This window comes from Chroococcidiopsis cubana SAG 39.79, assembly GCF_003991895.1.
GTDB classification, from domain to species: Bacteria; Cyanobacteriota; Cyanobacteriia; order Cyanobacteriales; family Chroococcidiopsidaceae; genus Chroococcidiopsis; species Chroococcidiopsis thermalis.
Genome location: NZ_RSCK01000076.1, coordinates 6,937 through 31,745, shown reverse-complemented (window position 1 = coordinate 31,745; position 24,809 = coordinate 6,937). Strand labels below are relative to the sequence as shown.

At 46.2% G+C, this 24,809-nt stretch carries 31 protein-coding genes and 3 pseudogenes; 14 read left to right on the top strand and 20 right to left on the bottom strand.

From position 1 onward, the window contains the following. Positions 1 to 61 precede the first annotated feature (61 nt). The 3 genes from DSM107010_RS40145 to DSM107010_RS28385 are packed head-to-tail and all read right to left on the bottom strand — an operon-like array spanning position 62 to position 1,791. A complete protein-coding gene (locus tag DSM107010_RS40145) occupies positions 62 to 220 on the bottom strand; it encodes a hypothetical protein (RefSeq protein WP_181246559.1) in 159 nt (52 codons plus the stop codon). A 3-nt stretch (positions 221 to 223) separates the two neighbouring features. Then, a complete protein-coding gene (locus tag DSM107010_RS28390; RefSeq protein WP_181246558.1) occupies positions 224 to 1,000 on the bottom strand; it encodes a hypothetical protein in 777 nt (258 codons plus the stop codon). After that, positions 997 to 1,791, bottom strand: coding sequence for an Rpn family recombination-promoting nuclease/putative transposase (locus tag DSM107010_RS28385; RefSeq protein WP_106171064.1), 795 nt, complete (start codon positions 1,789 to 1,791; stop codon positions 997 to 999). Before DSM107010_RS28385 ends, DSM107010_RS28390 begins: the two co-directional genes overlap by 4 nt. A 45-nt stretch (positions 1,792 to 1,836) precedes the next feature. On the opposite strand from DSM107010_RS28385, the gene DSM107010_RS28380 reads away from it, so the two are divergent. Then, complete coding sequence (locus DSM107010_RS28380; RefSeq protein ID WP_015155850.1) at positions 1,837 to 2,190, top strand: XisI protein; 354 nt, start codon at positions 1,837 to 1,839, stop codon at positions 2,188 to 2,190. A 108-nt stretch (positions 2,191 to 2,298) separates the two neighbouring features. Here DSM107010_RS28380 and pglX read toward each other — a convergent pair whose 3' ends face one another. Together pglX and DSM107010_RS28370 are read right to left on the bottom strand one after the other, a co-directional pair. Next, a complete protein-coding gene (gene pglX / locus DSM107010_RS28375) occupies positions 2,299 to 5,436 on the bottom strand; it encodes a BREX-1 system adenine-specific DNA-methyltransferase PglX (RefSeq protein ID WP_127024498.1) in 3,138 nt (1,045 codons plus the stop codon). 259 nt (positions 5,437 to 5,695) lie between these two features. After that, positions 5,696 to 7,351 (bottom strand): ISL3 family transposase, encoded by a 1,656-nt coding sequence (locus DSM107010_RS28370; RefSeq protein WP_106169807.1) that lies wholly within the window; start codon positions 7,349 to 7,351, stop codon positions 5,696 to 5,698. A gap of 158 nt (positions 7,352 to 7,509) precedes the next feature. Here DSM107010_RS28370 and DSM107010_RS28365 point away from each other — a divergent pair, with 158 nt between their 5' ends. Both DSM107010_RS28365 and DSM107010_RS28360 read left to right on the top strand, forming a co-directional pair. After that, a complete protein-coding gene (locus DSM107010_RS28365) occupies positions 7,510 to 8,262 on the top strand; it encodes a hypothetical protein (protein WP_106169804.1) in 753 nt (250 codons plus the stop codon). A 102-nt stretch (positions 8,263 to 8,364) separates the two neighbouring features. Further along, positions 8,365 to 9,147, top strand: coding sequence for a hypothetical protein (locus DSM107010_RS28360; protein ID WP_127024495.1), 783 nt, complete (start codon positions 8,365 to 8,367; stop codon positions 9,145 to 9,147). Here the strand turns inward: DSM107010_RS28360 and DSM107010_RS28355 are convergent. Then, entirely contained in the window at positions 9,127 to 9,960 is an 834-nt protein-coding gene (locus DSM107010_RS28355) for a hypothetical protein (protein ID WP_127024492.1), read from the bottom strand. The two genes, DSM107010_RS28360 and DSM107010_RS28355, sit on opposite strands and share 21 nt — an antisense overlap. Positions 9,961 to 10,097: 137 nt before the next feature. Between DSM107010_RS28355 and DSM107010_RS28350 the strand changes: the two genes are divergently transcribed. The 11 genes from DSM107010_RS28350 to DSM107010_RS28305 all read left to right on the top strand — a co-directional run bounded on the left by DSM107010_RS28350 (position 10,098) and on the right by DSM107010_RS28305 (position 15,771). Continuing rightward, entirely contained in the window at positions 10,098 to 10,298 is a 201-nt protein-coding gene (locus tag DSM107010_RS28350; RefSeq protein WP_106217820.1) for a hypothetical protein, read from the top strand. A 496-nt stretch (positions 10,299 to 10,794) separates the two neighbouring features. After that, positions 10,795 to 11,292, top strand: coding sequence for a hypothetical protein (locus DSM107010_RS28345; RefSeq protein WP_106170088.1), 498 nt, complete (start codon positions 10,795 to 10,797; stop codon positions 11,290 to 11,292). 79 nt (positions 11,293 to 11,371) lie between these two features. Beyond that, on the top strand, positions 11,372 to 11,587 hold the full coding sequence (locus DSM107010_RS28340) for a hypothetical protein (protein WP_106170090.1): 216 nt from the start codon (positions 11,372 to 11,374) through the stop codon (positions 11,585 to 11,587). A 62-nt stretch (positions 11,588 to 11,649) separates the two neighbouring features. Further along, positions 11,650 to 11,898 carry a hypothetical protein gene (locus DSM107010_RS28335; RefSeq protein ID WP_127024489.1) on the top strand — a complete coding sequence of 83 codons (249 nt, stop codon included), beginning with the start codon at positions 11,650 to 11,652 and terminating at the stop codon, positions 11,896 to 11,898. Positions 11,899 to 11,985: 87 nt separating this feature from the next. Next, entirely contained in the window at positions 11,986 to 12,378 is a 393-nt protein-coding gene (locus DSM107010_RS41570) for a hypothetical protein (RefSeq protein ID WP_241994376.1), read from the top strand. Positions 12,379 to 12,387: 9 nt separating this feature from the next. Next, on the top strand, positions 12,388 to 12,951 hold the full coding sequence (gene holA, locus DSM107010_RS41565; RefSeq protein ID WP_241994375.1) for a DNA polymerase III subunit delta: 564 nt from the start codon (positions 12,388 to 12,390) through the stop codon (positions 12,949 to 12,951). A gap of 23 nt (positions 12,952 to 12,974) precedes the next feature. Then, complete coding sequence (locus DSM107010_RS28325) at positions 12,975 to 13,955, top strand: AAA family ATPase (RefSeq protein WP_181246508.1); 981 nt, start codon at positions 12,975 to 12,977, stop codon at positions 13,953 to 13,955. Positions 13,956 to 14,047: 92 nt separating this feature from the next. Continuing rightward, positions 14,048 to 14,299: a hypothetical protein gene (locus tag DSM107010_RS28320; RefSeq protein ID WP_106170095.1), complete on the top strand. Its 252-nt coding sequence runs from the start codon at positions 14,048 to 14,050 to the stop codon at positions 14,297 to 14,299. Beyond that, positions 14,296 to 14,700: a type II toxin-antitoxin system tRNA(fMet)-specific endonuclease VapC gene (vapC, locus tag DSM107010_RS28315; protein ID WP_106170098.1), complete on the top strand. Its 405-nt coding sequence runs from the start codon at positions 14,296 to 14,298 to the stop codon at positions 14,698 to 14,700. The genes DSM107010_RS28320 and vapC overlap by 4 nt, the downstream gene beginning before the upstream one ends. Positions 14,701 to 14,866: 166 nt before the next feature. Continuing rightward, positions 14,867 to 15,043 (top strand): single-stranded DNA-binding protein, encoded by a 177-nt coding sequence (locus DSM107010_RS41560; protein WP_241994374.1) that lies wholly within the window; start codon positions 14,867 to 14,869, stop codon positions 15,041 to 15,043. A gap of 314 nt (positions 15,044 to 15,357) precedes the next feature. After that, the gene (locus tag DSM107010_RS28305; RefSeq protein ID WP_106168064.1) at positions 15,358 to 15,771 is read left to right on the top strand and encodes a hypothetical protein; all 414 of its coding nucleotides are present in this window, start codon (positions 15,358 to 15,360) and stop codon (positions 15,769 to 15,771) included. Positions 15,772 to 15,903: 132 nt separating this feature from the next. Here DSM107010_RS28305 and DSM107010_RS28300 read toward each other — a convergent pair whose 3' ends face one another. From DSM107010_RS28300 to DSM107010_RS28235, 14 genes and pseudogenes are all read right to left on the bottom strand, one after another. After that, entirely contained in the window at positions 15,904 to 16,128 is a 225-nt protein-coding gene (locus DSM107010_RS28300) for a serine hydrolase (protein ID WP_041462543.1), read from the bottom strand. A 125-nt stretch (positions 16,129 to 16,253) separates the two neighbouring features. Then, positions 16,254 to 16,652 (bottom strand): cytochrome c, encoded by a 399-nt coding sequence (locus DSM107010_RS28295; protein ID WP_106168063.1) that lies wholly within the window; start codon positions 16,650 to 16,652, stop codon positions 16,254 to 16,256. Between the two features lie 108 nt (positions 16,653 to 16,760). Further along, positions 16,761 to 17,597, bottom strand: coding sequence for an alpha/beta fold hydrolase (locus DSM107010_RS28290; protein WP_106168066.1), 837 nt, complete (start codon positions 17,595 to 17,597; stop codon positions 16,761 to 16,763). A gap of 89 nt (positions 17,598 to 17,686) precedes the next feature. After that, positions 17,687 to 18,074: pseudogene (locus DSM107010_RS28285) on the bottom strand (nuclear transport factor 2 family protein). A 211-nt stretch (positions 18,075 to 18,285) separates the two neighbouring features. After that, on the bottom strand, positions 18,286 to 18,672 hold the full coding sequence (locus DSM107010_RS28280) for a nuclear transport factor 2 family protein (RefSeq protein WP_106168062.1): 387 nt from the start codon (positions 18,670 to 18,672) through the stop codon (positions 18,286 to 18,288). 130 nt (positions 18,673 to 18,802) lie between these two features. Further along, a complete protein-coding gene (locus DSM107010_RS28275) occupies positions 18,803 to 19,555 on the bottom strand; it encodes a glucose 1-dehydrogenase (RefSeq protein ID WP_106168061.1) in 753 nt (250 codons plus the stop codon). Positions 19,556 to 19,604: 49 nt separating this feature from the next. Then, positions 19,605 to 19,784 (bottom strand): annotated as a pseudogene (locus tag DSM107010_RS28270) (SDR family oxidoreductase); the annotation flags it as partial. 196 nt (positions 19,785 to 19,980) lie between these two features. Next, the gene (locus DSM107010_RS28265) at positions 19,981 to 20,439 is read right to left on the bottom strand and encodes a VOC family protein (protein WP_106168060.1); all 459 of its coding nucleotides are present in this window, start codon (positions 20,437 to 20,439) and stop codon (positions 19,981 to 19,983) included. A 43-nt stretch (positions 20,440 to 20,482) separates the two neighbouring features. Then, positions 20,483 to 20,677: a BBE domain-containing protein gene (locus DSM107010_RS28260; RefSeq protein WP_199755791.1), complete on the bottom strand. Its 195-nt coding sequence runs from the start codon at positions 20,675 to 20,677 to the stop codon at positions 20,483 to 20,485. Next, positions 20,655 to 22,190 carry a GMC family oxidoreductase gene (locus DSM107010_RS28255; protein ID WP_444843321.1) on the bottom strand — a complete coding sequence of 512 codons (1,536 nt, stop codon included), beginning with the start codon at positions 22,188 to 22,190 and terminating at the stop codon, positions 20,655 to 20,657. The genes DSM107010_RS28260 and DSM107010_RS28255 overlap by 23 nt, the downstream gene beginning before the upstream one ends. 100 nt (positions 22,191 to 22,290) lie before the next feature. Then, positions 22,291 to 23,019, bottom strand: a complete 729-nt coding sequence (locus DSM107010_RS28250) for an alpha/beta fold hydrolase (RefSeq protein WP_106168058.1) — start codon at positions 23,017 to 23,019, stop codon at positions 22,291 to 22,293. A gap of 89 nt (positions 23,020 to 23,108) precedes the next feature. After that, on the bottom strand, positions 23,109 to 23,708 hold the full coding sequence (locus DSM107010_RS28245) for an ester cyclase (protein WP_106168057.1): 600 nt from the start codon (positions 23,706 to 23,708) through the stop codon (positions 23,109 to 23,111). A gap of 72 nt (positions 23,709 to 23,780) precedes the next feature. Next, a pseudogene (locus DSM107010_RS28240) lies at positions 23,781 to 23,981 on the bottom strand (SDR family NAD(P)-dependent oxidoreductase); the annotation flags it as partial. Positions 23,982 to 24,079: 98 nt separating this feature from the next. Beyond that, positions 24,080 to 24,808, bottom strand: coding sequence for an alpha/beta fold hydrolase (locus tag DSM107010_RS28235; protein ID WP_127024486.1), 729 nt, complete (start codon positions 24,806 to 24,808; stop codon positions 24,080 to 24,082). Position 24,809: the final 1 nt, after the last annotated feature.

Sequence of the window (24,809 nt, the reverse complement as noted above, 5' to 3'; positions counted from 1 at the left end):
TGCAAAACTTTTTTCGTGAGAAACATGTTGCTTACGCCGCAACCTAAAACTGTTCACTATTCTATGCTCTGGTTAGTAAAACCTGGTCTACGACCTCAAAGCTAGCTGCTTCATATAAAACTTCTGGCTCTAAATGCTCGATCGCATCAAATATCTGTAATTGTTCTGCTACTTCACTACTAAGGATCTGCCAGCCAGGATAATCCTGCTGGTCGCGCATCCACTAATCGATAAAGGCATAAGCCCGTTGTCCAGGCGTGATAACTCGATCTGCTAACTGAGGCGGAATTGCACCGTGCAGCGATTTAGCGAAATGAGTGACTAGCAACTGCACGAATAACTTGTTTAAGCTGGGATTTTGCGTAGGGAAGTCGGTGTGTTCTTGGACTATCTCCCAGAAGGCTGCTGGGGAGACAAAACGCTCAATGTCAGACCAAAGGGAATTATCGGACTCTAACAATCCTCCTAGCAGCACCCGTCGGATCAACGTACCTGCGTCAGGGACTTTTAAGCCTGCGAGAACGGAAAGCATGGCGAGGAGTAATCCCCGTTCGTCGCTATCAGGGGAGATAGCCATTGCTTGCAGGGCTTCTGTGCGCTTGCGGTTTTTGAAAAATTTTATCTGTTCTCGAATTACACTCTCTAGGCGGCGCTGGCGCAGTCCTAAATCGGCGTAGATCAGAGCAGCAGGATCGGCAGAGAAGGTTAAGCCGCTCTTTTGGATATCCAGCAGCCAGTTTTCTTGGGGCGCAGGTTCGGGAAAAGGGGCGTACAGGAGAAAGGCTTGAGTCGGTTGCTCGATTAATAGGCGATACTTGACGGTGAAGGGAGTGTCAATCAGTTGGATTTTCTCTACACCTTCGAGCTGGAGTTCGTCGAAACTGCTGGCAAATTGCCGATCGGGATCGTACCAAAATACAACCCGTTGTCCTGAGTGCGACCAACGGGCGGAATCATGGAAGAGGTTTTCTAGGGTGTTTTGGATACGGGCGGTGTTCATTCTCCTGGTTTTTCTGCTTCAGCAATTTGTAATTGTTGTACTTGTTCCACCGTTAAACCTGTCACTCTTGCCACTACTTCAATAGACATTCCCTCTTTTAACATATTGATCGCAACACGTCGAATCCCCTGTTCGATACCTTCAGCTCGACCTTCAGCTCGACCTTCAGCTAGTAATAATTGATAAGTTACTGACTCTTGCATAATATCTCTCCGTAGCAAACGCTGAATCTCTTCTTCTTCCAATACTAGCCCAGCTAGGATGAATGCAGATGCAGCAAGATTGCTCTGCGTTCGTTGGTTGGTAATATTGTTAATTACTGTTGCGACTTCCTGCAAAGTATTAGTTTTATTATCGGTATTACTTAAAACAGCAAATGGAAGTAAGCCAGGAGTTTGCAAAAATATTTCTGTTGGTTGTTCCCATAGACGAATTACTTGGAAGCGATGAAATGTTTCTTCAAGAGTAAATGTAGTTTGCCCAACCAGTTCTGAATTAGTTTTTTGTAAATAAATCACTACTTGACGCATCTGTTTGCGAGGAAAGCGACGATATACCCGCAAACGGTAGTCTGCCATGCGAAAAGGAATATTTCCATCCGGTTGAGTTTGAAATTCGATGTGCAAAACTATTTCATCTGATTGCCGTAAGATGAGAGCATCGGCACGAATTGGTTCTAGGGAAAGTTCTTTAGGACTTAACTGGGTTAAGGCTATTGGTTCGCCTAGCAGCCAAGTAGCGAAATCGTTGGAAAAATTCTCGACTAGGAACTTACAGAGATTATCGAACATGAAAAAGTTAATATTTGTGAATCTAAAAAAAGAGGAGGTTTTGCAATGAACGAGCTAGAAAAATATCGTAGTGCTATCAAAGTTATATTAACAGAATATTATGAAATAGCTAATATTCAAGTTACGGAAAATAGAGAAGTTGAGGCAAGCGATCGCCTAGCTTTTGATGAAACACGAGATCAATATCTTTGGTTTCGTTTTGGTTGGGAGGGAAAAAAGCAGATCAAGTATATCATCATGTATCTCTGCATTAAAAACGGCAAAATTTGGGTTGAAACAGATGCAACTAATTTCTGCGTTGTTGACGATTTACTATCTGCTGGCATCCCTCAAAGTGATATTGTTTTAGGGTTTCATCATCCCAGTAAACGAGAATTGACAGAATTTGCTATTGCTTAATACCATTTCTGTTTATCATTACACCAGTTTCAATCCTATAGCCCCCCTTAAAAAGGGGGGTTGGGGGGATCTTCTAGGCGCGAAGTTTGAAAGAAATGGTATGACTCATTACAATAACTCCCTTTTCCATTGAGAAGCTTTCTCTAAATCTGCCATTTTTAAATCAGAGCCTTCATAAACCAAGCCTTTGAAGCGAGTGTAGTTGTAGGCTACTCCATCGTCAAGGTTGAGTGTAATTCGCGCATCGGCTAGGGTTTGCAGCTTGGCTTGGTAATCTCGCAGTTCTAGCTGTTGGGCTTGCAGTTCTTTTAAGCGGTTGGTGGCGGCTTTTTTAGCGGCGCTGGAACTGGCGTTGTCTAGCTGTTGTTGTGCGCGTGCAATTTCACCGTCTAATTTGACTTGCAATTCCAAAACGTAATCGGTGCGGATGCGGGCGAGGGTGTCTTCGTTGTAGCGGTGTAAGTAGACTAATGCGCCAAAGGCTCGTTTTTTACCACTAGTAAATAGCCAGTAAATAGGACGCTTTTTATAAGTTTGAATGTGGTCGGAGATGAATTCTTGCACAAAGTAGCGACGGATGCGTTCTTGGGCACTTTCTCCGTTTTTAAGTTTGAGGGCGTTGGCGATGAAATTGAGATTTTCGGTGAGGGTTTCGGGACTGTAGGCGACGCGCAGAAATTCTATGAAGCGGGTAACGATGTCGTCATCAAAGTATGCTTGGTCGGTAATCGGAATAATTGCGTTGCTGCTGGCGGGGAAGGATTGGTGTAGGGTGGGGTCAAAAGGTTGTCCGGCGTGAATGAGTCTTGGTTTATCGAGGGAATAGCGCCCCATCATGCAGCCAACTGCGTAGGATATGAGGGAACGGATATCTCTATCTAAGTCGGCGCGGCGGATGGTGATTTGGTCGTCGGGTACTTCTGGGGTGAGTTCGTCTTGTAAGCCGTAGGCTTCTATCCAGTAGCGGTTGTTTTCTTCTTCGAGGCGTTGGAGTTCGCGGAAGGCGTATTCTGATTTGTCTTGCCAAATGGTGAAGGCTTCGCTGAGGTGTTTGGTGTTGTGACGTAATAGCGGATGGGTTGGGAAGTCCCAGGAGGTTTCAAAATTGTCCCAGTCTTGGCAACTTATGTTAATAGCTTGTCCTGCTAACTCATAATTTATGGGTTTTTTAAGAGATTCAATGACAGGTAAATTAGCAACATTGCCCACTTGAAAGTTTAGTGTAGGATTCATTATTTTCATAAACTCAAAAGCAACATTACTACATAAAAACCCTGTAAAAGAATTAATAATATCTTCATTAGGAAATGCGGAGGAACCACCTACATCGAAAATAAATCCTTTACCTGAATACCTAACTCCAAAATATGAAGAGCTTACAAAAGACCAAGTTATACCTTCTTGAAAATAGAATGCCTCTCCGGGTAGAGAATATGATTGACCAGATTCCACTCTATACTTTCTAATTTCACGTCCATTATTTTGATAATTAACTACATAATCATTATTACCGTACCATTTTCTAAACTCTCCTCCTTTGTTATATGGAAACCATTTCAAACAAAATGAGTTTACTGTTTCTTTTGATAAATTTATACCAAATAATTTTATATTTATTTCGTACCAAAATCTTAAAAATCTCTGATTATTACAAGTGAATAATCCAACACAGGGTTGCGCGTATTTTTTTATATTTTCCGCTTGCCCAAAAATTTCTAAAACTCTATTACTAGCCCAATAAGCGATCGTACTTCCTGGTATCTTAGCAAAATCAGCTTGATTAACTCCAAAATACCTATGTTCACCACTGAGGTATTTTTTCTCTTTCGACTCAGCACTATTATAATTAACTAAACGAACATAATTTCCTGTTCTATCTTGAGGGCTTTGTTTACTCAATACAAAAGTTGTTGATTGTACAACTTCGCCACCTATTTCAGGAAAGGCTCTTGCTCCCAAGTGAACCATTGACTCTATAGTGTATTTTGTCAACAATTCTTTTCGTAAATTTTCATAACTGCTGAGAAACATCCAAGACTGTTGATTTATAGTTGCCATGAATCCAGTATCAACAGCCATTTTGATACCTAGCTCCATAAAAACAGCAAATAAATCACTTTTACTGTTTTGATAATTCGTATTAACAAACTTTTTGACTACATCATTAAACGAACCACTACCCATATACGGTGGATTTGCTACCACTACCCAATATTGCTTGCTCAACAACTCCGCTTGTAAAAGTAATCCCCGCAAAGCTGGAACATATTCTCGAAATAGTGGATTGCGATCGCTGTTTTCCAACTTTTCCAATTGCGCCTTCAACTTCTGTGCATCAAAAGGTGGTGGCGTAATCAAACTTCCCAAATTGTCTGCATTCTTAAAAGCCTCAACTAGCGGTTCCCAATCTTCAGCTTTCAATTCCGCAGCAGGCGGTAAAGTCTGACTATGAGTAGGACGCACCGCTGTAATATTCAAAGCAGGTGGCTGCCGCAGAATCCGCGAATTTTTCGCCCGTGCCTTCATCAACACGGCAAAACTTGCCAACTGCGCCGCACGTTCATCAATATCTAAACCATACAAATTGTGCGTCAAAATCAACGCCGGAATATCCCGTTCTAGATAACCTTGCTCCTTGTAAATCTCAAACAGCAAATCAAACGCATACACTAATATATGACCGCTACCACAAGCAGGATCGATCGCAGTTAAATCTTGAGGCGTTAGCGATCTAAGATCTTCATTTTCTCCACTACTATTATTAGGGTTTTCCAAATAATAGGGCATATGTTCCCGCAATTTGGATTCAGGATGCGCCTCTAACCACAACCCCCCTAAACTATTCTCCACCATATACCGGACAATCCAATGGGGGGTAAACAGTTGCGTTGCTGCTGGAATATCCGCTGCTGAAACCTTCGACTTTGCCCCAATCACCTCATCCTTGCGTTCGGAAATGTAGAACTGGTACAGCCAACCCACTACCTCAATATCCTGCCAATCCTCCTCTGGAATCTCCTTTACCAACCGCCGCACAATCGAATCCTGATTTAAAAGATTCCCAGGTAAAAACAGTGCTTGGTAGTTTTGGCGAGTATCAAACAGTGCGGGAATTCCTTCTGCCAAAGCTTTACACTGAGCCATCAACAGACGACGATAGAGAAATTCATCGGGATTAGGATCGCGACTAGCAAAACTACGCCACTCATTGAGAGTATCCAAATCAAGCCCTGGTAAATCCCCCATTTCCGCGATGTAGCTGTAGCGACCTGCAATTATAAATGCTCAAACCAGCAATCAAGACATTTTCAAACCAGGATTATTTGCAACTATAATTTCGTTTGAACCAGGATTAAATGCAACTGAACCAGAATTAAGGGTCCTCCGCAATTTTGGTGATGCAGAAGAATGTTACGGATGAGCGATCGCTCTTGACTGGAGACAGAATGAGGCGATCGCCATTAGCTGAACCCAAAAGATTTCATTTGCTGCGTGGGGATGAGCTTTACACCGCTAGCAAGAATCGTCGGGAGAGCAGTTCCATTCCAGCACGACCAAACATCTGACGCTTCAACATCTTCAGTCGATTGATCTGACCTTCGGTCTGACCGTTGCTCCAAGGAAGTGTTATACCTGCCTTGACAGCATCGTAGTCCTCTTGCAGCCGTTTGGCAAAGCGGTGAAAGGGAGAAAGTTGACTCTTGAGTGCCCGTTCTAACCAGGAGTCGAGTTGCGATGGTTGACGCTCTCCGACAAGAAAGGCAAAGTTTTGGGCCAGTTGAATCGCTTCGGCAAGTTCGGGGTGCTGTGCCATGCGCTGTACGAGTTGTTCGTCGTCTAGTTGCCAATTTTCAGGTCGCCGTAGTACCAAATGTGCAGCGCGACGGGGTGTGAGAGACAGTTTCTGGGGTTCGCTTACCTTCGGCAGATGCTTAATTGAACGCCGTCGTTTTCTATGTTGCGTTCCTTGAGCTTGACGAAAGCGACGAGTATAGCGAGCTACTGTATCATAGCTGCCAGAATAACCACGCTGTTGAATCTCTCCAAACAACCACAAAGCATCATGACAACCATCGTTCCAACGTTGAAGAATATAGTCTTTGTAAGGGTCGAGTAGGCGGCTCCGACCACAGTCACGCCGTCCTTGGCGTTCTGGGAAGGTGGAACTACGTAGATAACGAAATACAGTCGTTTTACCAATACCAACCTGACGCGCAATTGCTGGTGCCAACCAGCCTTGGTGGTGTAATTCCCAGACTCGTTGGTAGTCCGCTTCTCGCCTCGACCGACGCTGTTGGGCAATGCGTTGCTCTTGGGGCATCGGTTGCGGTGGTAACACTGGCACGACTACAGCCCCATCTTGAGCAGTGACTGATGACAGGCTGTGTGTTGTCCCAACTATCTTGAGGGCTTGACTATGTGCGCCAAATGTCTGAGCGAGTGTTTCAGCCAGATTTTGTAGCAGATGAAACCGATCTGCCACCTGGATAGCTGTCGGTGCCCCCTGCTGAATGCCGCTTTCGTAAGCTTTTGAACGATCTCGCGTAATAATTTCTACGCCTGGGTGAGCCAATAGCCAGTTGGTTAGCGTTGAAGCTTCTCGATCTGGCAGCAGTTCGATTGGTCGATGTCGTTCCAAGTCCACCAGAATTGTGCCGTAACGATGCCCTTTCCGCCACGCCCAATCATCAACTCCAAGCACACGGGGGGTCGCGTTCATAGGTAATTGACTTTGCCGAATCCACCGCAGTAGGGTGTCTGGACTGATGGGCATTCCCAGCTTGAGTGCTAATAAAGCGCCAGCTTGACCACCCAACATCATGCCAATCAAACGCAAGGCGTCATTTAGTCGTAACGTTTGCCTGCCGTAAGCAGCTACAACGCGCGGGAGCCGTTCGCAAAAAATCCGCCGCACGCCAGTCCTATTGACACAGAAGAACCGACGGGTGAGCAGTTGGATTTGCACAGTCACTCCCTGCCAAGGTAGATCGGCAACTGTGCGTTCGTAGCGACTGTGTACCCTTGACGAAGATTGGTGGCATTTGGGGCACGGAGCTACCAGTTGAATTGTCTTGACGACCAAGACCACTTGCGTGTCTTTTGCAGTCAGGCTTTCTAAAGCCAGTGCTTGAGGGTCAGCGAGTAGAGGGCTTTGATTCATATAACCCTCTTATAGCGAATTGCTAGCCCATGCATCATCAAAATCGCGGAAGAGCCTTATTCCTGGCTCAGTTGCATTTAATCCTGGTTCAAACGAAATTATAGTTGCAAATAATCCTGGTTTGAAAATGTCTTGATTGCTGGTTTGAGCATTTATAATTGCAGGTCGCTACAACTATTGGCTTGCTTGATTCGGGTGCTTTTAGCGATCTACAACGACGGTTCACACCAGAGCAGGCATTGATTCGTCAGTTAACCTGGGAGGCAAGGGCGAGTAAAAAGCTTGGAGTCAGTTGGCGTTGTCAAGCGATCGCTTCCTACGATTTCATCGTTCCCAAAGCATTGCAGCTCAAGTCTTGGCGATTGGAAACAGAAGCACAAACAGCTATAGACCTAACTGTAGAAGCAGCCCAATACATCACCAGCCAACATCAGTATCTAAAACCACGTCACCTGATTCTTGGCTGCCAAGGTACTGATGTCGAGCAGTATCGCCAATGCGTGTTGCGCGTACTGGAATATGCCAACGCAGATGATTGGTGTGGGCTTGGCGGATGGGCAAAGCTGGGCACGTATAGAAGCCTGCTTCCTATTTTCTACGAAACGCTACATGAGTGCATTCCTGCGATCGCCGCATCTGGGATTCGCCACATTCACCTCTATGGCGTTTTACTAGAGCAGGCGCTGGCTGGGTTGCTTTTCATCGCAGATCGGTATCACCTGAGCGTATCTTGCGATTCTAACCGTCCGCTACTCGATTTAACTCGTCGCGACCTCCTACGAGCTGGAGTGCGAAAGGCTTACTGGAGAGACAACGTGGCATGGTGGCTCGACTACTGTGCTGCTATGCGGTCTTCCAAGTTCTACAAAGAGCCACCCAGACTAAACAACCAACTCTTTTTAGTCTTCTAAACGAAAAAATTGAATATCGAATTTTGCTAGCACGATCTCAGTCAATCAAAGCAACACAAGTCATGACAAACTGTGCTGCCTTTTTCTATCAAATTCAAATTCATGCCAAAAGCCAGACTTAATAAGAAGCAACGTGCTTGGGTGGAGAAATTCCAGCAACAATATCCCGATCCTCGTATTAGAGAAATCTACGAAGGACTGAGTGGCGATCGCATTGTCACTCTAGAATGGAGCGAAAGCTTGCCAAGAATTTTCCTTCCAAGATGTACGAATACGGGCGTTGGCTGGATTAGCCATACGTTAAGAGTTAAGCTACGCAAATTTGGCGATCCAAGATCCGAACCAGAATATTTCTATCAAATTACTTACCCTTACTGCAATATTGAGGATAAATTTGTATCTTCACATCTAGGGCAAACTCATCTCAATTTGCATCAGCTCCTCAACATTCGTTCGCCACAAAATCCAGTTAAGTTTAAGCTGAAAAAGCGAAGTGTTGTCCAATGTAGACAAAGAAGATTAACACAGCTAAGATTACCACTGTTTGGAGTAGCAGCTCAACTGCATCAGCTCGAATTGGCTAGAAATAGTCAAGTCATGAGCCAAGAGGAATTATTACTAGAAACAGTTGCTCACCTAGATTTAAATACAGGTAAAGAAATCAAATTACCTGCTGCTCTTGTTAAAATCCTCACAGACAAGAAAGCTTCTTTGAAGGAATGGGAAAATGCCATTGACTTGTATCAAGTCGCTGGAGCGTCGGGATTGTTAGCTTATCTCGAAGGTTTAGATAGCTTTAGACAGTACTTTGGCACAAGTCAAACTGTTAACTCCAAAGAGCAAGTCTTACCCTGCCAGGAAAATTCATGCCACTTTGCCCTCTGAAATTGAGGATGTTGCGGGCGGGTGTTCCGTCCGCTTTACCATTCGTGCCACTGCCTCCTTAATAAAATTACCAACCCCACAACTGGTGACGAGCGATGGAGGGGAGTCGAGGGTAACTTGCACCCAGTACAGACCATCTTCGGAAGCTTCACAATATTGGGCGATCGCGCCGTTGCGTTTTGCCTCTACCAGCAATTTTACTGCTTCGGGGACGAGGGCACAAAGCTGCTGTTTTTCGTCTCTAGTTAGTTGCGCCCAGGCAATCGTCTTGTATTCTGGATATGCCGCGATTTCGCCCTTGACTAAGTTCCAGTTAGACTTGGCGATCGCCAGTTTCATCGCTGCCACTAAAATCTCTACGGGATCTGAGATGGTTTCTTCTGGAGGCGAGACGGCGGATAAAGGGGTCGATGCGATCGACTCCAACCGCCTCAAATTATTGGCTCGTTCCACAAAGCGACAGATTTGGTGGTTGAGAACGTGCCGCCAGCTAGAACCAATGAAGAAAGACAAGCTAAAGTCTGGGGTAGAAATTATGCTGCGGATCTTGTCTTCGATCCTGTACTCCGCTCGAAGCATTGCCTGCATTAGCTGCCACAACAGCTTGCGTTTGAAAAAGGTACAGCAACGACGCTCTTTGACGCGGTAGACAATATAGGGGGTAGAGGATGCATTTCTAGTTAAGCCCAGGCGCTCCACAGAAATTGTGGCAGCGACTAGCTCTATTTGAGGGGCAACGCTTTGCGCTTGCTGTTCTAGATGAGAATGCAGCTCGCTAGTTGCGATCGTAGGGGGTTCGAGTATACCATACATATTAAAAGCTCCTTTTCTACAAGGGAACTTAGAAGCGGTTAGTTCTGGATTTCCTACGTCGCTGACTAACCGCTACCGATTCAGTTGATTTCATTGTATACGTATTCGAGAAAAAGTCAACACTTTGTTTTAAGGGTATGGGCAGAGGTCAACATCAAAATAGCTTGGCAAATCTTCGTCCTCAACAAAAGATCTATGACGAGGAGAAGAAAAAGCGCACTCTGTCTGTAACCGAGTCAGGCTGGAAGGGTGTGGCGGAGGTAGTAGAAGCGACTGGCTGTAGCAGTGTGTCAGAACTTTTAGAGAAATTGGGCAGAGGCGAAGTGAGAATTGCCTAAGCGCGATCGCTCAACACGGAAACTCTAAATACTAGAGAACTCCCCAAATCCCGTGGTCATAAAGCCGGTTAAACTCATCGTCGAATGCATCGGGCAAATAATGCAGGGTTGGCGCTCTAGGATGACTCAATAGCGCCGCTCTGCTTTGTTATATATCGAGCGCATTGGCATTCGGCAGCGAAAACCTATCAGCAAACCAATTATTACATTAACTCGCTCTTGACCTCGGCGTTGATTCGCGAACCATTGCCGAGCGTTTTTTCGGTCGTGACATTAACCAAATATTTGCCCTTCTAGAATGAATTATCCTTACGGCTAGCACGGGCATAACGCAACCACTGTAGGCTAGCCTTAACATTTCTCATGCCTGCTCGTTTTGCGAATTCTCGAACGATCTTCGCTTCAAAGAACATAGCTTGATGGCTCTAATTCCAGTCGAGTAGAGAAGCTTGATTATTAGACGAGTGCGATTGTCGAATTGAATCGGTAAAAGCAGTTGAACAATTGTGAAATTCTCAAATCTTGGGATCTCTTTCCCTCACCATCTTGGGTCGTGGAATTATTAGTAGAGGCAGCAAATATTAAGCCAGGAATCAGTTGTTTGGAGCCATCGGCTGGTTTTGGTAAGCTAGCGACTTCTCTACAGCAAGCAGGAGCGATCGTCGAAGTTATCGAACCAATTCCAGAATTGCAAACGAGCCTATCACTACAAGGTTTACTACTAATTGGCTCGGACTTTCTGACTACTCCCAATCTAGGCGATCGCTACGAGCGAGTCGTACAAAATCCTCCTTTCTCACAGCAGATATCTCACGTGAAAAGAGCCTATCAATGCTTAAAAGTTGGAGGCAGGCTGGTCTCGCTTGTGAGTCATAGTCCTTGGCAATACAATACCAGTTTTTACAAGCAATTTCGGTATTGGTTAAACGCAGTTAATGCCCAAGTTCAGGATTTGCCTTGGGGATTATTTGTCAATAGCGTTAGCGAAGCTTAACGAAGTTATCGCTATACCTGTGTAGAGTGCTGCCTCATCATTATCGACAAAATTTAGAGACAAAATTGGAGAAATTATCGTGGTTAAAACAAAGTTAGAGGTAATTGCAGAAGCCGCAACATTTTTAACTGCACGCCATCCTAACAAAGAAGACCCGCTCAAAAGAAGGGAAACCTTAAAAGTTAGCTTTAGCTGGTTGTGCAGAGAGCTAAGTGAAGACCAACCAGAAGCCAGTGCAGAAAAGATTGTTGGTTACGTCAAAGGTATTTTGGCGCAAAAGCGCCGATTGAGGTGAAAACGCGGGAACGGACAACTACTCCACTAATTGTTCGTTCCCGATTACACACACCTTTGATTATGCCAGAAATTCAAACTCTCAACAAGCTAGAAAGAAAACTCATTTCCTTTGGCGTAACACCTCAACCAAAACAAACCGCAAGAGGTAGTATTTGCCTGCCTGTTAAATATGTAGGAGCGGGTTTTGGCGCTGTTCTCTCTTGTGTAGGCGGTCAACCTACAGAACGATGGTGGGGGCAGTGCAGTCCTACCGTTCAACACAGAATTAGAGAACACTTTGGTGCATTCCAAGCAGTGGATGCTCTCTAAGCTTTAGTCCAATTCAATTAGCACAACCCGCACTTTACATCCAAGTGCGGGTAGCTCTTTCTCCAGTTTTCAATCAAATATAGAATCATGCCAATCCAGATTTATTGGGGCGAGGACGAGTTCCTGATGAGTCGCGCGATTAAACAACTGCGAGCGCGCGTTCTCGATCGAGAAGGGGCGAGTTTTAATTACTCCGAATATCTGCCAGATTCACAAGACAGCATTCCCCAAGCGATCGCGGATATTATGACTCCTCCATTAGGAACGGGAGGTCGGTTAGTTTACTTACCATTCAGCGCTCTATTGGGAGTTTGCCCGAAAGAAATTTTGCAACAGTTAGAGCGCATCTTAGCGATCGCACCAGCCACTAACTTTTTGCTGATTACTAGTATTAACAAACCCGACATCAGAAACAAGTCAGTAAAGTTGCTGCTGCAATTTGCCCAAGTTAAGGAATTTCCCTCGATCCCGCAGTGGTAAACTGACCTATTGATAAAGCAGGCACGTAACTTAGCAAAAGAAACGGGGATCGAGTTCGCACCTGATGCTTATCGAGTATTGATTGAAGCAGTTGGTAACAATACGCGCTTATTAGTGACCCAGTTAGAAAAACTTAAAGTATACGCCAATGGTGTAACTATCAATGCCGATACAGTGAGAGAATTAGTTACCAACAATGCAACAAACAGCTTGCAATTGGCAAGTGCTATTCGCACGGGTAATGTCTCTTTGGCATTTAAGTTAGTCGAGGATTTAATTGCTAGCAATGAGCCTGCCTTAAAAATTGCTGCCACCCTGACGACAGCATTTAGAACTTGGTTAGTCATCAAACTTTGCCTAGCTGCTAACTGGCAGGACGATAGCGCAATCGCGTTCTTAGCAGAAATCAAAAATCCCAAACGGCTTTACTTCCTACGCCAAGAAGTTGCTAGCATTCCAGCCAGCAATTTGCAGAAAGCTTTGTCGGTGCTGTTGGAATTGGAATTAATGCTGAAGAATGGATGGGATGAAAAGACTACTCTCCAAACCCAAATCGTAAAAATCTGTGCTTAGCTCTAGCTATAATCCAGTCAAATATGCCATTACCTATAACTGCATCTATTCCTGTTGCTCCAATAAAAAGCGAGCGGGAAAATGTGAAGAGTGAAGGACGAGCAATTGGTGAATTTTCTAGTTTGGTGGGGCAATCAACAGCCGTATCTTTGCTTGAGGGAGCGATCGCAACTAATCGAATTGCACCAGCATATCTGTTTGCTAGTGTAGATGGTGTAGGCAAAACGTTGGCTGCTCGGATCTTCATTGCTCAACTCTTTGACACCAACAATCTTGCCAACCATCCCGATCTATTATGGGTAGAACCAACCTACCTGGATCGGGGAGAATTGGTTAATCAAAGCGAGCTAGCCCACTCGGAGGTAAAGCCCAAGTCGCCGCCTCAAATTCGGATCGAGCAAATTAGAGTTGTTACTCAATTTCTCTCTTGCCGTGCGCTAACTGCACCTAGCAAAGTCGTAGTCATCCAAGACGCAGATCGAATGGCTGCTTCTGCTGCAAATGCTTTGCTGAAAACTTTAGAAGAACCAACCAGCGGCAGTATTATCCTGATTTCATCCCAGCCACAAAAACTACTACCTACCATTGCCAGCCGCTGTCAGGCGATCCCGTTTCATCGGCTGAATGGCAGTAATATGATACGGGTGCTGGAAAGACTTGGAAACGCGGAAATTACGAACGATCGGGCTGTCGTGGCGTTGGCTGCTGGTAGTCCAGGGCAAGCGATCGCCCACTACAACCAGTTGCAAACTATGCCAAAAGCACTTTTAGAGCAACTTGAGTTACCTCCCACTAATGCCTTGAGTGCAATTCGCTTGGCGAAGGAAATAGATACAATGCTGGATTTCGAGCGACAACTGTGGCTGCTCGATTACCTTCAACACCGATGGTGGCAAGTGCTTAGCAACACCAACTGGGTAGAAAAACTGGAAGCAGCCAAAGTCGCCCTGTTAAAGATGGCTTCTTCTAGGCTCGTTTGGGAAGTACTATTGCTGGGTAATTGATTATCGGCTAGCGCATAGTCATACTAGCTGGATGCGTCATGCCTAGATGAAAATCGACAATAATAGTGTAGTTCCTCAAAGGATAAACTGTAATGCAAAAGATTGTGCTACGTACTCACGTTGGTAAAGATGGAATTTTGCATTTAGATGTACCAGTTGCGCTCCAAGATGCCGACTTAGAAGTTACGGTAACGGTTCAACCTGTCACCCCAACGCAGACAAAATCACCCGAAGAATTAGGCTATTCATCTGATTTTTTTGAACGTACATTTGGCTGTTTAAGTGACGAGCAATTGGAGCGAGAACCACAAGGGGAACTCCCAGAGCGGGAGCCGCTAGACTGATGTATTTACTGGATACCAATACTTGTATCGGATATTTGAAGGGTCGAGCAGTTGGTGTGAGGCAACGTTTGGAAGCAATACCATCTACGGATGTCTTTGTTTGCTCTGTTGTTAAGGCTGAGTTATTTTATGGAGCGATGAAAAGCTCAAATCCAGAACGCACGCTGCAAGGGCAGCAAGAGTTTCTCAATCAATATGTCTCCTTACCATTTGACGATCGAGCTGCCATAATTTACGGACGGATTAGAGCTTTTCTTGCCATCAATGGTACGCCCATTGGACCCTACGATCTCCAAATTGCTACAATCGCTCTGGCTAACAATTTAACAATAGTGACTCACAATATTAGAGAGTTTAGTAGGGTACCTCAACTCAACCTTGAAGACTGGGAGGCAGGGTAAGAAAGTAGATTTTGATAGGTGTTGAGCGCTAAGGCGCATCTGCCAAGAAGAGATTTATATTGTTGCTATTAGGATAGTCCCGCGATCGCAGCTTAGCTTCTCAATTGAAAACGGGTAACGCAGCAGGCGCTACGCGCAAAATTTATGAAAAATTAGGAAGTGCAATATGACCCAACAATTCATCAATAGAATCGAATTAGTCGGTCGCGTCGGTCAAGATCCAGCTACCCACTACTTCGAGTCGGGTGCGATGAAAACTACCTTGACTCTTGCTGTCAAACCACCGTATAAAAGTGATTCACCTATGTGGTGGGACTTAGAACTGTGGGGAAATACTGCCTAAGTTGCTACTGATTGGGTACGTAAAGGTTCGACGATTGGTGTCGCTGGAGAATTCAAATTTGATGTTTGGGTTGATAAAAATAGCGGCTTGCCTCGTAGCAAACCTATTATCAGAGTCAGCGAATTAGAACTAATTAGCTCCTCTAAACGCAATGAACAATCCAATACTTCCAGCAATAGTCCTGAGCCGAGCATAGCCAACGCCAATTTCTAACGAAATCAAACCGCACTTTACTTTTGAGTCAGAGTGCGGTCTTGCTACTTCATGGCGCTACGCGCAACTAAACAGAATCTATTCGTCTGCAATGGAATATTATGATTAACGCAACTCTTACAGTGAAAATTCGCTCGGTTGACGAAACCCACGATCCTCAAGGAGTAAAAATAGTCTACGGCGATTGCTCGTTTCATTCTTACTCCAAAGATGGATTAGTAGAAAGCACCACGTCTTTTCGTGCGAAAGGAGCAGCTGCCGTTGCGATCGCTAGAGTGGAAGCCGGAACAGATGGTGTAGCCGTTGGTTATCCAGACATGGAAGTAGTAGACACTGGTAACGGATATAAGGAAAAGAAATGTACTCTATTTATTCGTAACTTCATTCCAACTGAATTTGGTCAATCCAAACTTACTGAGAAGCATTTACAATCTCAACTAGCAGAACACACTTTAGTTACAGCAGCCACAGCTAGTAATAGTGTGTCCGTTAATGAATTAGATATTCCATTCTAGTAGGATTAAGCGACAAATCTTTTCAATACAGATACTCCTGATTTAAATCTAGGAGTATATTTTTTCTTTGCTACTATCAATTAAGGAAGTTTTGTACCGGTTGACAAAACAATTTAATGAATTTATTCAACTTTATTCGATTGCCTTGACCACTGCGGCAGCAATATGAGATATTACTCTTTCGCGTGCCTCTAAAGTTGCTTTTGAACCAACGACAAATACTGCGATCGCAATTTGTCTTCCCTTGGGAGAAGTAACGGTGCCAACGTCATTGTTAGCAGTGCCGATGCCCAGTACGCCTGTACCCGCACCAATTTTATGAGCATACGAACAATCCTTATCTGCGCCACACGCCAATCTCGTTTTTTCCAGGATAAGCAGGTAGAGGTTGTAAGTTTTGGAACAGTGGCGTGTAATCTGGGCGCGTCCCTTGAGGTGTTGTATTTTCAGGAACTTAATTTTTCACTGGTTTGATGCCTTCCTTAAGATAAGCCACAATTGACCAAGTATCGCGATCGCTCAAGTTCTGAATATACAGACCAAAACATCGGCGGGCAAATTGTATTACCGTGTTTGTCTTGTCCTTGGCGGAAGACATTGAAAACTTGTTGAGGTGTCCAGCTACCAATTCCCGTCTCTTCATCAGGGGTGATGTTGGATGGATAAATTTGGAATTCACCGATTTGAAACGGTTGCCCTGGAGTTCCTGGCAAATATCCAGCTAACCACTCTGGATCGTTGGGGGTTTTGTTTGGACTGTGACATCCAGCGCAGTTACCTAATGCCGTAACGATATACCTCCCGCGTTGAATCAGACGCGGGTTAGTCAAATCGCGAGCAAAATCGTTACGACTATTAGCCTGCGTTACTCCTAATGACAATATGCTAATAAGAACTACTAGAAACAGAAAACTTGAAATCCGCTATTTACTCTTCATTTCTTACCTCTAGGATGGATAGAGTCGAGCGAGAGGCATTGAAAGACCGAATTAATTTCCTTTGAGAAAGTCCAGCAGCGCAGGATTGACCAGATCGGCATGAGTCCAGTTGATGGCATGAGGACCGCCAGGTATGACCACGAGGCGACTGTCTTTAATTGACTGTGGCAGTCTCGCTGCGGTCGTTTCAAGTGGGAGGATGCGATCGGCATCCCCATGAACGATTAGGGTTGGCACGTCGATGCGCGGTAGATCGTCACGGAAATCAGTCAACCACGACGGTACGCAGTTCAAAGTCGCCTTAGCAGAAGCTCCCGCCGCGACATTCCAGCTCATTTGGATGGCATCTTTGCTGATACGATCGCCTCCTAGTACGTCTACGTTGAAAAAGTCTTGGAAAAATGCAGAAAGATAGGCTGGGCGATCTTCAACAATTGCCTTCATAATGCCGTCGAAGACACTGCGATCGACTCCTTCGGGATTGTCGTCTGTCTTTAGCAGGAAGGGTGGTACTGGAGCCATTAGCACGGCTTTACTAACGCGCTTCGATCCATACTTGCCGAGATAGCGAGTCACTTCGCCAGTCCCCATCGAGAAACCAACCAGCACTGTATCGCGCAGGTCAAGTTCTGTCGTGAGTTGGTTGAGATCCGCCGCGAAGGTGTCGTAGTCATAGCCAAACGACGGCTGACTGGAAGCACCAAATCCTCGGCGATCGTAGGTAATCACCCGATACCCTGCATTTAGCAGCACTAAGACCTGCTTTTCCCAGGAATGACCATTGAGGGGAAAACCATGAATGAGAACAATCGGTTGACCTGTCCCCAGATCTTCGTAGTAGAGATCAATGGTTGCAGAGTTTTCTTGACCGACAGTAACGTAAGGCATGAGTACTTCCTCCATGTTTTGAATGGTTTCAGGTAAATGATTAACTGAGCTTGAGTTCTACACACTCATGAGATGACTGAGTGACATCCTTAGTGGTGTTCGGGCTTATTCATGGTGTTATCCTTGACTTCGGTTTTGATGACGAAAGCCCTTAATTCGACAATCTTACCGTCGCGAAAGCGCCAGACATCGCAGTACGAGTAATCAGCCGCCTTCCCGTCTTCGTCCTTTATTGTGATGTCGCCGAGTGCCGTGACGAAATCACCTTCAGCGATTAAATTAGCAACCCTAAACTTTGGTGGCTCTACGTAGGTTGTTGCCATCCATTGGCGAACGGCTTCTTTTCCTTCAAGGGTCTTGTCGCCGACAAACGTCCATTCCATATCGTCGGCGCAGAACGACAAGAATCCTTCATAGTTGCCTGAGCGCGATCGCCGCGTTTGCCGCTTCTAAGATGGCTTTATTGTTCTCTGACATCTGAATCCCTCCTTTGTTCAAGTGGATGCTTTAACGGAACGGTGTCTCTATCGGCGCATTCTTCTCCTCAGCGGGGCTGGCGAACGCCCGACATCATCCGCCGCCCCAAGCCTTTGATGTACATGACGGGCACCGTATCAGCGATCGGATGATGCCGTTGTTGGGCGTGCCGTTGTCCAAATCGGCCTTCACACTACCAGCACTCGACTGTTCAGAACATCGTGTTATCGTTAGCCGACGCTTCCGAGATGGTCTGAAGCACGTCCCAATGCTCGACTATCTTGCCTTGATCATCCAGGCGGAAGATGTCGATGCCTGCCCAGTCGTGGTCGCCCGGCCATTGTTGGTAGCAATGCAAGACGACATAATCGCCTTCAGCGAAGACGCGCTTAAACTGGACGCACTTGCCTGGATATTCTCTCGCCATCCGCTCGAAATATTCGATGAAAGCCTGCTTCCCATCGGCCACCGCTGGGTTGTGCTGGATGTACACATCGCCGACATATTTCTCGATGGCTTCTGCGGGCTGACACTGATTGAACATCAGGTCATAAAATGCTGTGACCGTCTGTTTGTTCTGCTCAAGTTTATCCGTCATCCGTTCCACACCTCACATTACCCAAAACGCCCAACGGCTCAAATCAGCGGAGACAAAGAAACTCGATCGCAGCATTAGCGGCTCTAAACTATCTGCTACATCGTTAGCTGGCTGTGAACACAGCACCCTCTTAGATTTGTGTGAAGCCACCATCGACGAATAGCTCAATGCCGCTGACATAGCTGCTGTCATCTGAAGCTAGAAAAACAACGGCTTTGGCGATCTCGTCGGGCGCACCAGCTCGTCCCAATGGAATGTTGTTAGCTTGGCTCTCCACAAATTCTTTCAACTGCGCTTCACTGAGGCCCAGGAGATTGTAACCGGGAGTCGGAATGAGACCAGGGCTAATGGCATTCACTCGAATCTGGCGGTCTTTGAGGTCAACTGTCCAGGTACGGGCAAACGATCGCACGGCGGCTTTGGTGGCACCATACACACTGAAGGCTGGGGTGCCCTTGATGGAAGCAGTTGAGGCATTCAGGACAATGGAAGCGCCCTCTGGCATCAGTGGCAGTGCCTTCTGCACAGTGAACAGTAGACCCTTGACATTGGTGTTGAAGGTTTTGTCAAAGTGTTCTTCGGCGATCGATCCGAGCGGGACGAATTCGCCACCACCGGCATTCGCAAAGATTACATCCAAGTGACCTTGCTCTTGCTCGATCGTGGCGTAAAGCCGATCGAGGTCTGCCAGATTGGAGACATTGCCCTGAATGCCAGTCACGTTCTTACCAATTTCGTTTACAGCAGCATCAAGTTCAGTCTGACGACGACCCGTGATAAAGACATAGGCACCTTCAGCGACAAATCGCTTGGCAGTAGCAAGCCCGATGCCGCTGGTGCCGCCAGTGACGAGTGCAACTTTTCCTGAGAGTTTTTGTGACATAGTGTTCTCCTGGTTGTGTTTAGGGATTACAAGTTTGATTACGTCTCGTTCAAGCGGCAAAGCCGCCATCAATTTTGAGGCTCGCGCCCGTGACAAAAGTGGCTTCAGGACTGGCGAGATAAGATACCATGCTAGCCACCTCGTCACCCTGTCCATAGCGACCGAGGGCAGTCATCTTGGTCTGCCCTGCGGCAGAGTCTCCATCTATGGGATTCATATCGGTGTCGATCGCGACTTGGTCGCAACGTTTCGCACTGCCGATCGACTACTGCGCTACATACCCACCCTCTAACATCAATGTTTCACCTGTATTGATGTATGAACGACAATAATTTCTTGAACGATAGATGAAAGAATTCTCACCTGTCCGCCCTAATCAGTTTGTTATGTAGCAGCAACTGTTGGGATCTATTTCATTAATGAATTCATAATGGGGTGACAAACTCGATCGGATTGCCGTTATTGTCTTGAATCACACAGAGCCGAATACCCGGATCGGGATAGCTTCCGAGTTCGACAAATGTTTTCACACCCCGTCGATTTAATTCAGCAAGAACTGCATTGACATCTCGAACTCGAAAACAAAAATGTCCGATGCCTGTTGTCCTTAATCCTTCACCAAAATTAGTCGCGATCGGCATTCCTGATTGTGACTGAGTAGAGCCAATAATTTCGATGCGAAAGCCATATACACTGAGATAAGCCAATTTCAGATCTGGGAAAACGCCTACTGTCCATTCATGTTCGATCGTCGCATCTAGCTTTTCTTGATACCACTGAAGCGTTTCCTCATAGTTCGGTACATTCAAGCAAACACGATCGATTTGCATCGAACTCAGAGGATTTGAGCCTAGAGTTGAAGATGTTTGAGTTAAAATTGTCATTTGAATCTCCTGTAATTGTGAATGTTCTAGATACCTCAGAGTCTTACCATGTGAGCGAATGGGGTGCGAGATGTCCGATCGTCGATCGAAACACATCATCTGGATCGTATTTCTGCTTAAGATCGAGCAATCGCTCATAGTTCGACCCGAAAGCAAGCCGATCGCGCTCCTGTTCTTGCTCCGAAAGGAGATTGATGTATCCCTCTCTCAAAGCATCATTGAGGTAATTTTGTTCCAACTTTTATCAAATCGGCAGCCTTTTCTCCAATCATAATTGCCGATGCATTTGTGTTTCCTGCGATCATAGTTGGCATAATCGATGCATCAACAACTCGTAACCCTTCAATCCCCCGTACCTTGAGTTGAGGATCGACAACCGCCATCCGATCGATACCCATTTTGCACGTCCCAACAGGATGCCATCCCGTACCGCACGTTTGCCGAATATAATCTTCGATTGCTTTGTCGCTCTGCACAGAACTTCCTGGAGCAATTTCCTCGCCCCGAAACTCATTAAACGCATCGGAGTACACAATTCGACGCAAAATTTTAAGTCCATCAACCATCAGTTGCATGTCAGATTCTTTCTGAAGATAGTTGACCCGAATCAATGGTGGGTCGAAGGGGGAGGAGGAACGCAGTCTCACGCTACCACGACTTTCGGGACGGGTGATGTAAAAGGGAAGGGTGAATGCCGGACCTTCACGTGCATACGCAGGATCGACATATAAAATCGGAACAATTGTAAATTGCAAATTAGGTGCCTCATCTAAATTATTGTTGGTATGTATAAATAACCCAGCTTCTCCCCCATTACTACTTGGCGCAACGGGCACGTCAGTAGTAGACTGGTAGGCAATAACGGCAAGCGGGTGATCTTGAAGATTCTGTCCGACACCCGGCAAATCAACAACCACAGGAATGCCAGAAGCCCGCAGATGTTCAGCAGGTCCAATTCCAGAAAGCATTAGCAGCTTGGGGGACTCGAAGGCACCAGCACTCAAAATCACTTCGGAGTTGACCCTAACTTGATACTCCGTTCCGTTTTGAACATACACTACCCCTACCGTGCGCTTTCCCTCAAAGAGTAAACGAGTCACCAATGCTCCTGTTTGAATGGTCAAGTTGGGGCGATCTTTAATCGGACGCAGAAATGCCACTGCTGTACTTTGGCGCTTGCCATCTTTCACGGTCACTTGGTAAAGTCCTGCACCTGACTGCTGTACACCATTAAAGTCGGGATTTTGCTCATAGCCCTGTGCGATCGCAGCTTCCACAAAGCGTTGCGACACTTTTGCAGGAGAGAGTGGATCTGTGATGCTAAGGGGTCCATCAACCCCGTGAAATAACGATGCTCCCCGCTGCTGGTTTTCCGATTTCTTGAAGTAAGGCAAGACATCCTGATAACTCCAACCAATATTACCTAATGCTTGCCAGCTATCGTAGTCACGTTCATTGCCTCGGATATAAATCATGCCATTAATCGAACTGCTGCCGCCCAAGACTTTACCGCGTGAAGATAAAATTTTGCGGTTGTTTAGGTAAGGTTCCCCTTCAGTTAAGTATGCCCAGTCCACTTCCGAGCCTAAGAGTGTAGTAGGCCACAAGTTCGGAACTTGAAGTTCTGGCTTGGTATCAGGACCACCCGCTTCGAGCAGCAATACTTTAGTATTAGGGTCTTCTGTAAGACGGTTGGCAACAACGCAGCCTGCTGAACCAGCGCCAATCACAATATAGTCATATTGAGCCATTTCATGTTTCATACATGTAGTTGTCATGATTTCTCCTTTTCAGGTAATTGTTTGTTGAATGATGGCGACATTAGTGGGTTGGCGATCGCAAATTCTGCTGCTAGTCGCGCCCTGCCACAATAATCTTTTCTGCTAGACCGACCGGGTTAGAAAACATGACCTCGTGACTACCAGGCATTTGTACAAGCCGAAATAGCCCCAAGCGGTTAGACATTCTCGGATGCCAACCCCACTGTTCGCCTTGAGGGAGGACATTATCTTCCGTACAGTAGAGGTAACTTTTAGGAATGGGCAGCGAGTAAAACTGCTTCAAGTCTAATTTGTCAATCCAGGGTTGATACGGTTCAGGGGATAATCGTGCGTAACTGGATCGAGCCAGTTCGAGGTCAGCATCATTGAGAAGCGCTTCTCGCCAAAGCTCAAACGGCATCATCATCGTACGATCGTCTGATTTTGTAGCTAGAGAGTCAAATAACGCTTGATAATGTGGTGGAAGGCTATCTCTGAGGCTTTCACCATCATTGAGGACAAAAGCATCTAAGAAGATCAGTCGTCTAATGCGATCGGGAATCGCTTCAGCAACTTTCGCAATGATTGTTCCGGCAAAACTATGACCTAAGAGAACAATATCGGTTAAGTCTTTGCCAACAATGGAATCGACGATCGATTGCGTACATTGAGCATGGTTAACGTTTTTATCTACGCTTTTACCATGTCCGGCGATCGTGGGAGCAAAAGCTTGATGTCCTTGCGCTTGTAAATGTTTAATGACAGTTTCCCAAGCAGAACCATCGTGCCATGCGCCGTGAACTAAGACAAAAGTTAACATTGAATGATTCCCCAACAATATATGTAGGAGCTAGCAATCAGAAACGCGCCGAGTCCTGATTGCAGGTTTGGGCGTTTGTGTGCTGACTCCTACACTGAGTCGCGATCATTGGCACGATCAATTAGTGCGTTTGAGGGCAAGCTCGGGTCGAGTACCTTGCGCGCACTGTCAACCCCTACAACGGGTAGCGTACTAGGATCGAGCAAGCCGAGTTGAACCAATACGCTCGCCTGATCCCAGTAGATGTGTTCGTGGGCTAGCTTGTCGCCACGGAACTGAACGATCGCTACCAATGTCACTTCAACCCGTTTCCCTGTGGGAGCAATGCCAGGTAGCATCCAGTCCATTCGGATGGTATGAGTGAACTTAACCAGCATTTCATCGACAAGCCGATCGGTTCCAATCGTGCGCGAGATTGGGATTAGCTCCATGTCTGGCGGTATTTGTGGAATGCCGTATTTGGAATAAAACTCGCGCAGTGCTGGTTTCCCTACTCCCCCAGTCATTACCGGAATGTCATTAACATAAGCATCCTCAACCATCGTGGCAAGAGCATCTTCAACGTTGTGAGTGCTAAACTCGTGTCGCAGATGCTCATCCCAGAGTTCTTGCAAAGACTCCTGGGCTGGTGTCAGGTTGCTAGTTGCCTTTCCATTTGCTTGTTCGTCTACAGATTGCTGTTTGACCATGATTGGATTCTCCTAGTTCTATCTGTTTAAGGTGTATTGAGTTCCAAGGCTCGACTTCTTTCAAATTCTTACAATCATTGCTTCAACATCGGCTTCTTTCGTGACATTTGCTTGCACAAAAATCGCCTCTCCGCCAGCTTCCTGAATCAATCGAACGGTTTCTTCACCTTCATCCATTCGACGACCAACCACCACCACCTTTGCTTGTTGTTGGGCATAAGCGATCGCAATTGCACGACCAATTCCTGAAGTTCCTCCAGTGACTAACGCCACTACCCTGAAGTATCATTGTGTTTCTCCTTCTGTCAATGCCATTAGATTCAAGTACTAATTAGAGAAGAGGCTTGTAGCCAGATGCGTTTACGCCTCGTCTATGGCGCGGTTGCAGCACGATCGATGAGCTTGGCAACGGCATCTGAATGGGAAACCATCACGACATGAGACGCGCCATTCACAACAACGGTTTCCTTTGAGTTAGCGCGCTTCGCCATGAAAGACAGTGCTGCTGGAGGAATGTTCAAGTCGCGGTCGCCATAAATAAACCAGGACGGGGTAGATTTCCATGCGGGCGCACCGGAGGCTTCGTTCAGGGCGGCTTCTGTAATCGGGCGCTGGGTGCTAGCCATCAGTTGCGCGTCGCTAGCGGGCACATCCGCAGCAAACTGGGCGTGGAACTTGTCCTGCTGAATGTAGAGGTCTTTACCACCATCGGTTAGTTCAACTGGTGGCGCGAGTTTTGGTCCGAGCGTGCTGCCTGGATAACGTCCTGAGAGTTCAATGGCAGTTTCGCCCGCATCAGGAGCGAAGCCAGCAACGTAGACCAGTGCTTTTACATTCTTGTTGCTGTTGACCGCATTGGTGATGACTGCGCCTCCGTAGGAATGCCCAACTAGCACGATGGAACCCTTGATATCCTTAAGGGTACTGGCGACATAAGCTGCATCGCTCTTGACACCGCGCAGGGGATTAGCCACAGCAACCGTCGGGTAGCCTTTGGCGATCAGCTTGGTCAAGACACCATTCCAACTAGAAGACTCGGCGAATGCGCCGTGGACGAGGACGATCGTGGGCTTGTTAACTTGTGCATTTGCAGTACTCATG

Excerpts from the sequence above, each read along its gene's own strand:
- DSM107010_RS28390 (WP_181246558.1), bottom strand. The coding sequence starts at position 1,000 with ATGAACACCGCCCGTATCCAAAACACCCTAGAAAACCTCTTCCATGAT.
- DSM107010_RS28380 (WP_015155850.1), top strand. The coding sequence starts at position 1,837 with ATGAACGAGCTAGAAAAATATCGTAGTGCTATCAAAGTTATATTAACA.
- DSM107010_RS28385 (WP_106171064.1), bottom strand. The coding sequence starts at position 1,791 with ATGTTCGATAATCTCTGTAAGTTCCTAGTCGAGAATTTTTCCAACGAT.
- DSM107010_RS40145 (WP_181246559.1), bottom strand. The coding sequence starts at position 220 with ATGCGCGACCAGCAGGATTATCCTGGCTGGCAGATCCTTAGTAGTGAA.
- DSM107010_RS28255 (WP_444843321.1), bottom strand. The coding sequence starts at position 22,190 with ATGGCTCAATATGACTATATTGTGATTGGCGCTGGTTCAGCAGGCTGC.
- DSM107010_RS28290 (WP_106168066.1), bottom strand. The coding sequence starts at position 17,597 with ATGCCTTACGTTACTGTCGGTCAAGAAAACTCTGCAACCATTGATCTC.
- DSM107010_RS28350 (WP_106217820.1), top strand. The coding sequence starts at position 10,098 with ATGGGCAGAGGTCAACATCAAAATAGCTTGGCAAATCTTCGTCCTCAA.
- DSM107010_RS28275 (WP_106168061.1), bottom strand. The coding sequence starts at position 19,555 with ATGTCACAAAAACTCTCAGGAAAAGTTGCACTCGTCACTGGCGGCACC.
- DSM107010_RS28325 (WP_181246508.1), top strand. The coding sequence starts at position 12,975 with ATGCCATTACCTATAACTGCATCTATTCCTGTTGCTCCAATAAAAAGC.
- DSM107010_RS28335 (WP_127024489.1), top strand. The coding sequence starts at position 11,650 with ATGCCAGAAATTCAAACTCTCAACAAGCTAGAAAGAAAACTCATTTCC.
- DSM107010_RS28305 (WP_106168064.1), top strand. The coding sequence starts at position 15,358 with ATGATTAACGCAACTCTTACAGTGAAAATTCGCTCGGTTGACGAAACC.
- DSM107010_RS41560 (WP_241994374.1), top strand. The coding sequence starts at position 14,867 with ATGACCCAACAATTCATCAATAGAATCGAATTAGTCGGTCGCGTCGGT.
- DSM107010_RS28280 (WP_106168062.1), bottom strand. The coding sequence starts at position 18,672 with ATGACGGATAAACTTGAGCAGAACAAACAGACGGTCACAGCATTTTAT.
- DSM107010_RS28250 (WP_106168058.1), bottom strand. The coding sequence starts at position 23,019 with ATGTTAACTTTTGTCTTAGTTCACGGCGCATGGCACGATGGTTCTGCT.
- DSM107010_RS28265 (WP_106168060.1), bottom strand. The coding sequence starts at position 20,439 with ATGACAATTTTAACTCAAACATCTTCAACTCTAGGCTCAAATCCTCTG.
- DSM107010_RS28355 (WP_127024492.1), bottom strand. The coding sequence starts at position 9,960 with ATGTATGGTATACTCGAACCCCCTACGATCGCAACTAGCGAGCTGCAT.
- DSM107010_RS41570 (WP_241994376.1), top strand. The coding sequence starts at position 11,986 with ATGCCAATCCAGATTTATTGGGGCGAGGACGAGTTCCTGATGAGTCGC.
- DSM107010_RS28360 (WP_127024495.1), top strand. The coding sequence starts at position 8,365 with ATGCCAAAAGCCAGACTTAATAAGAAGCAACGTGCTTGGGTGGAGAAA.
- pglX (WP_127024498.1), bottom strand. The coding sequence starts at position 5,436 with ATGGGGGATTTACCAGGGCTTGATTTGGATACTCTCAATGAGTGGCGT.
- DSM107010_RS28320 (WP_106170095.1), top strand. The coding sequence starts at position 14,048 with ATGCAAAAGATTGTGCTACGTACTCACGTTGGTAAAGATGGAATTTTG.
- DSM107010_RS28370 (WP_106169807.1), bottom strand. The coding sequence starts at position 7,351 with ATGAATCAAAGCCCTCTACTCGCTGACCCTCAAGCACTGGCTTTAGAA.
- DSM107010_RS28235 (WP_127024486.1), bottom strand. The coding sequence starts at position 24,808 with ATGAGTACTGCAAATGCACAAGTTAACAAGCCCACGATCGTCCTCGTC.
- DSM107010_RS28245 (WP_106168057.1), bottom strand. The coding sequence starts at position 23,708 with ATGGTCAAACAGCAATCTGTAGACGAACAAGCAAATGGAAAGGCAACT.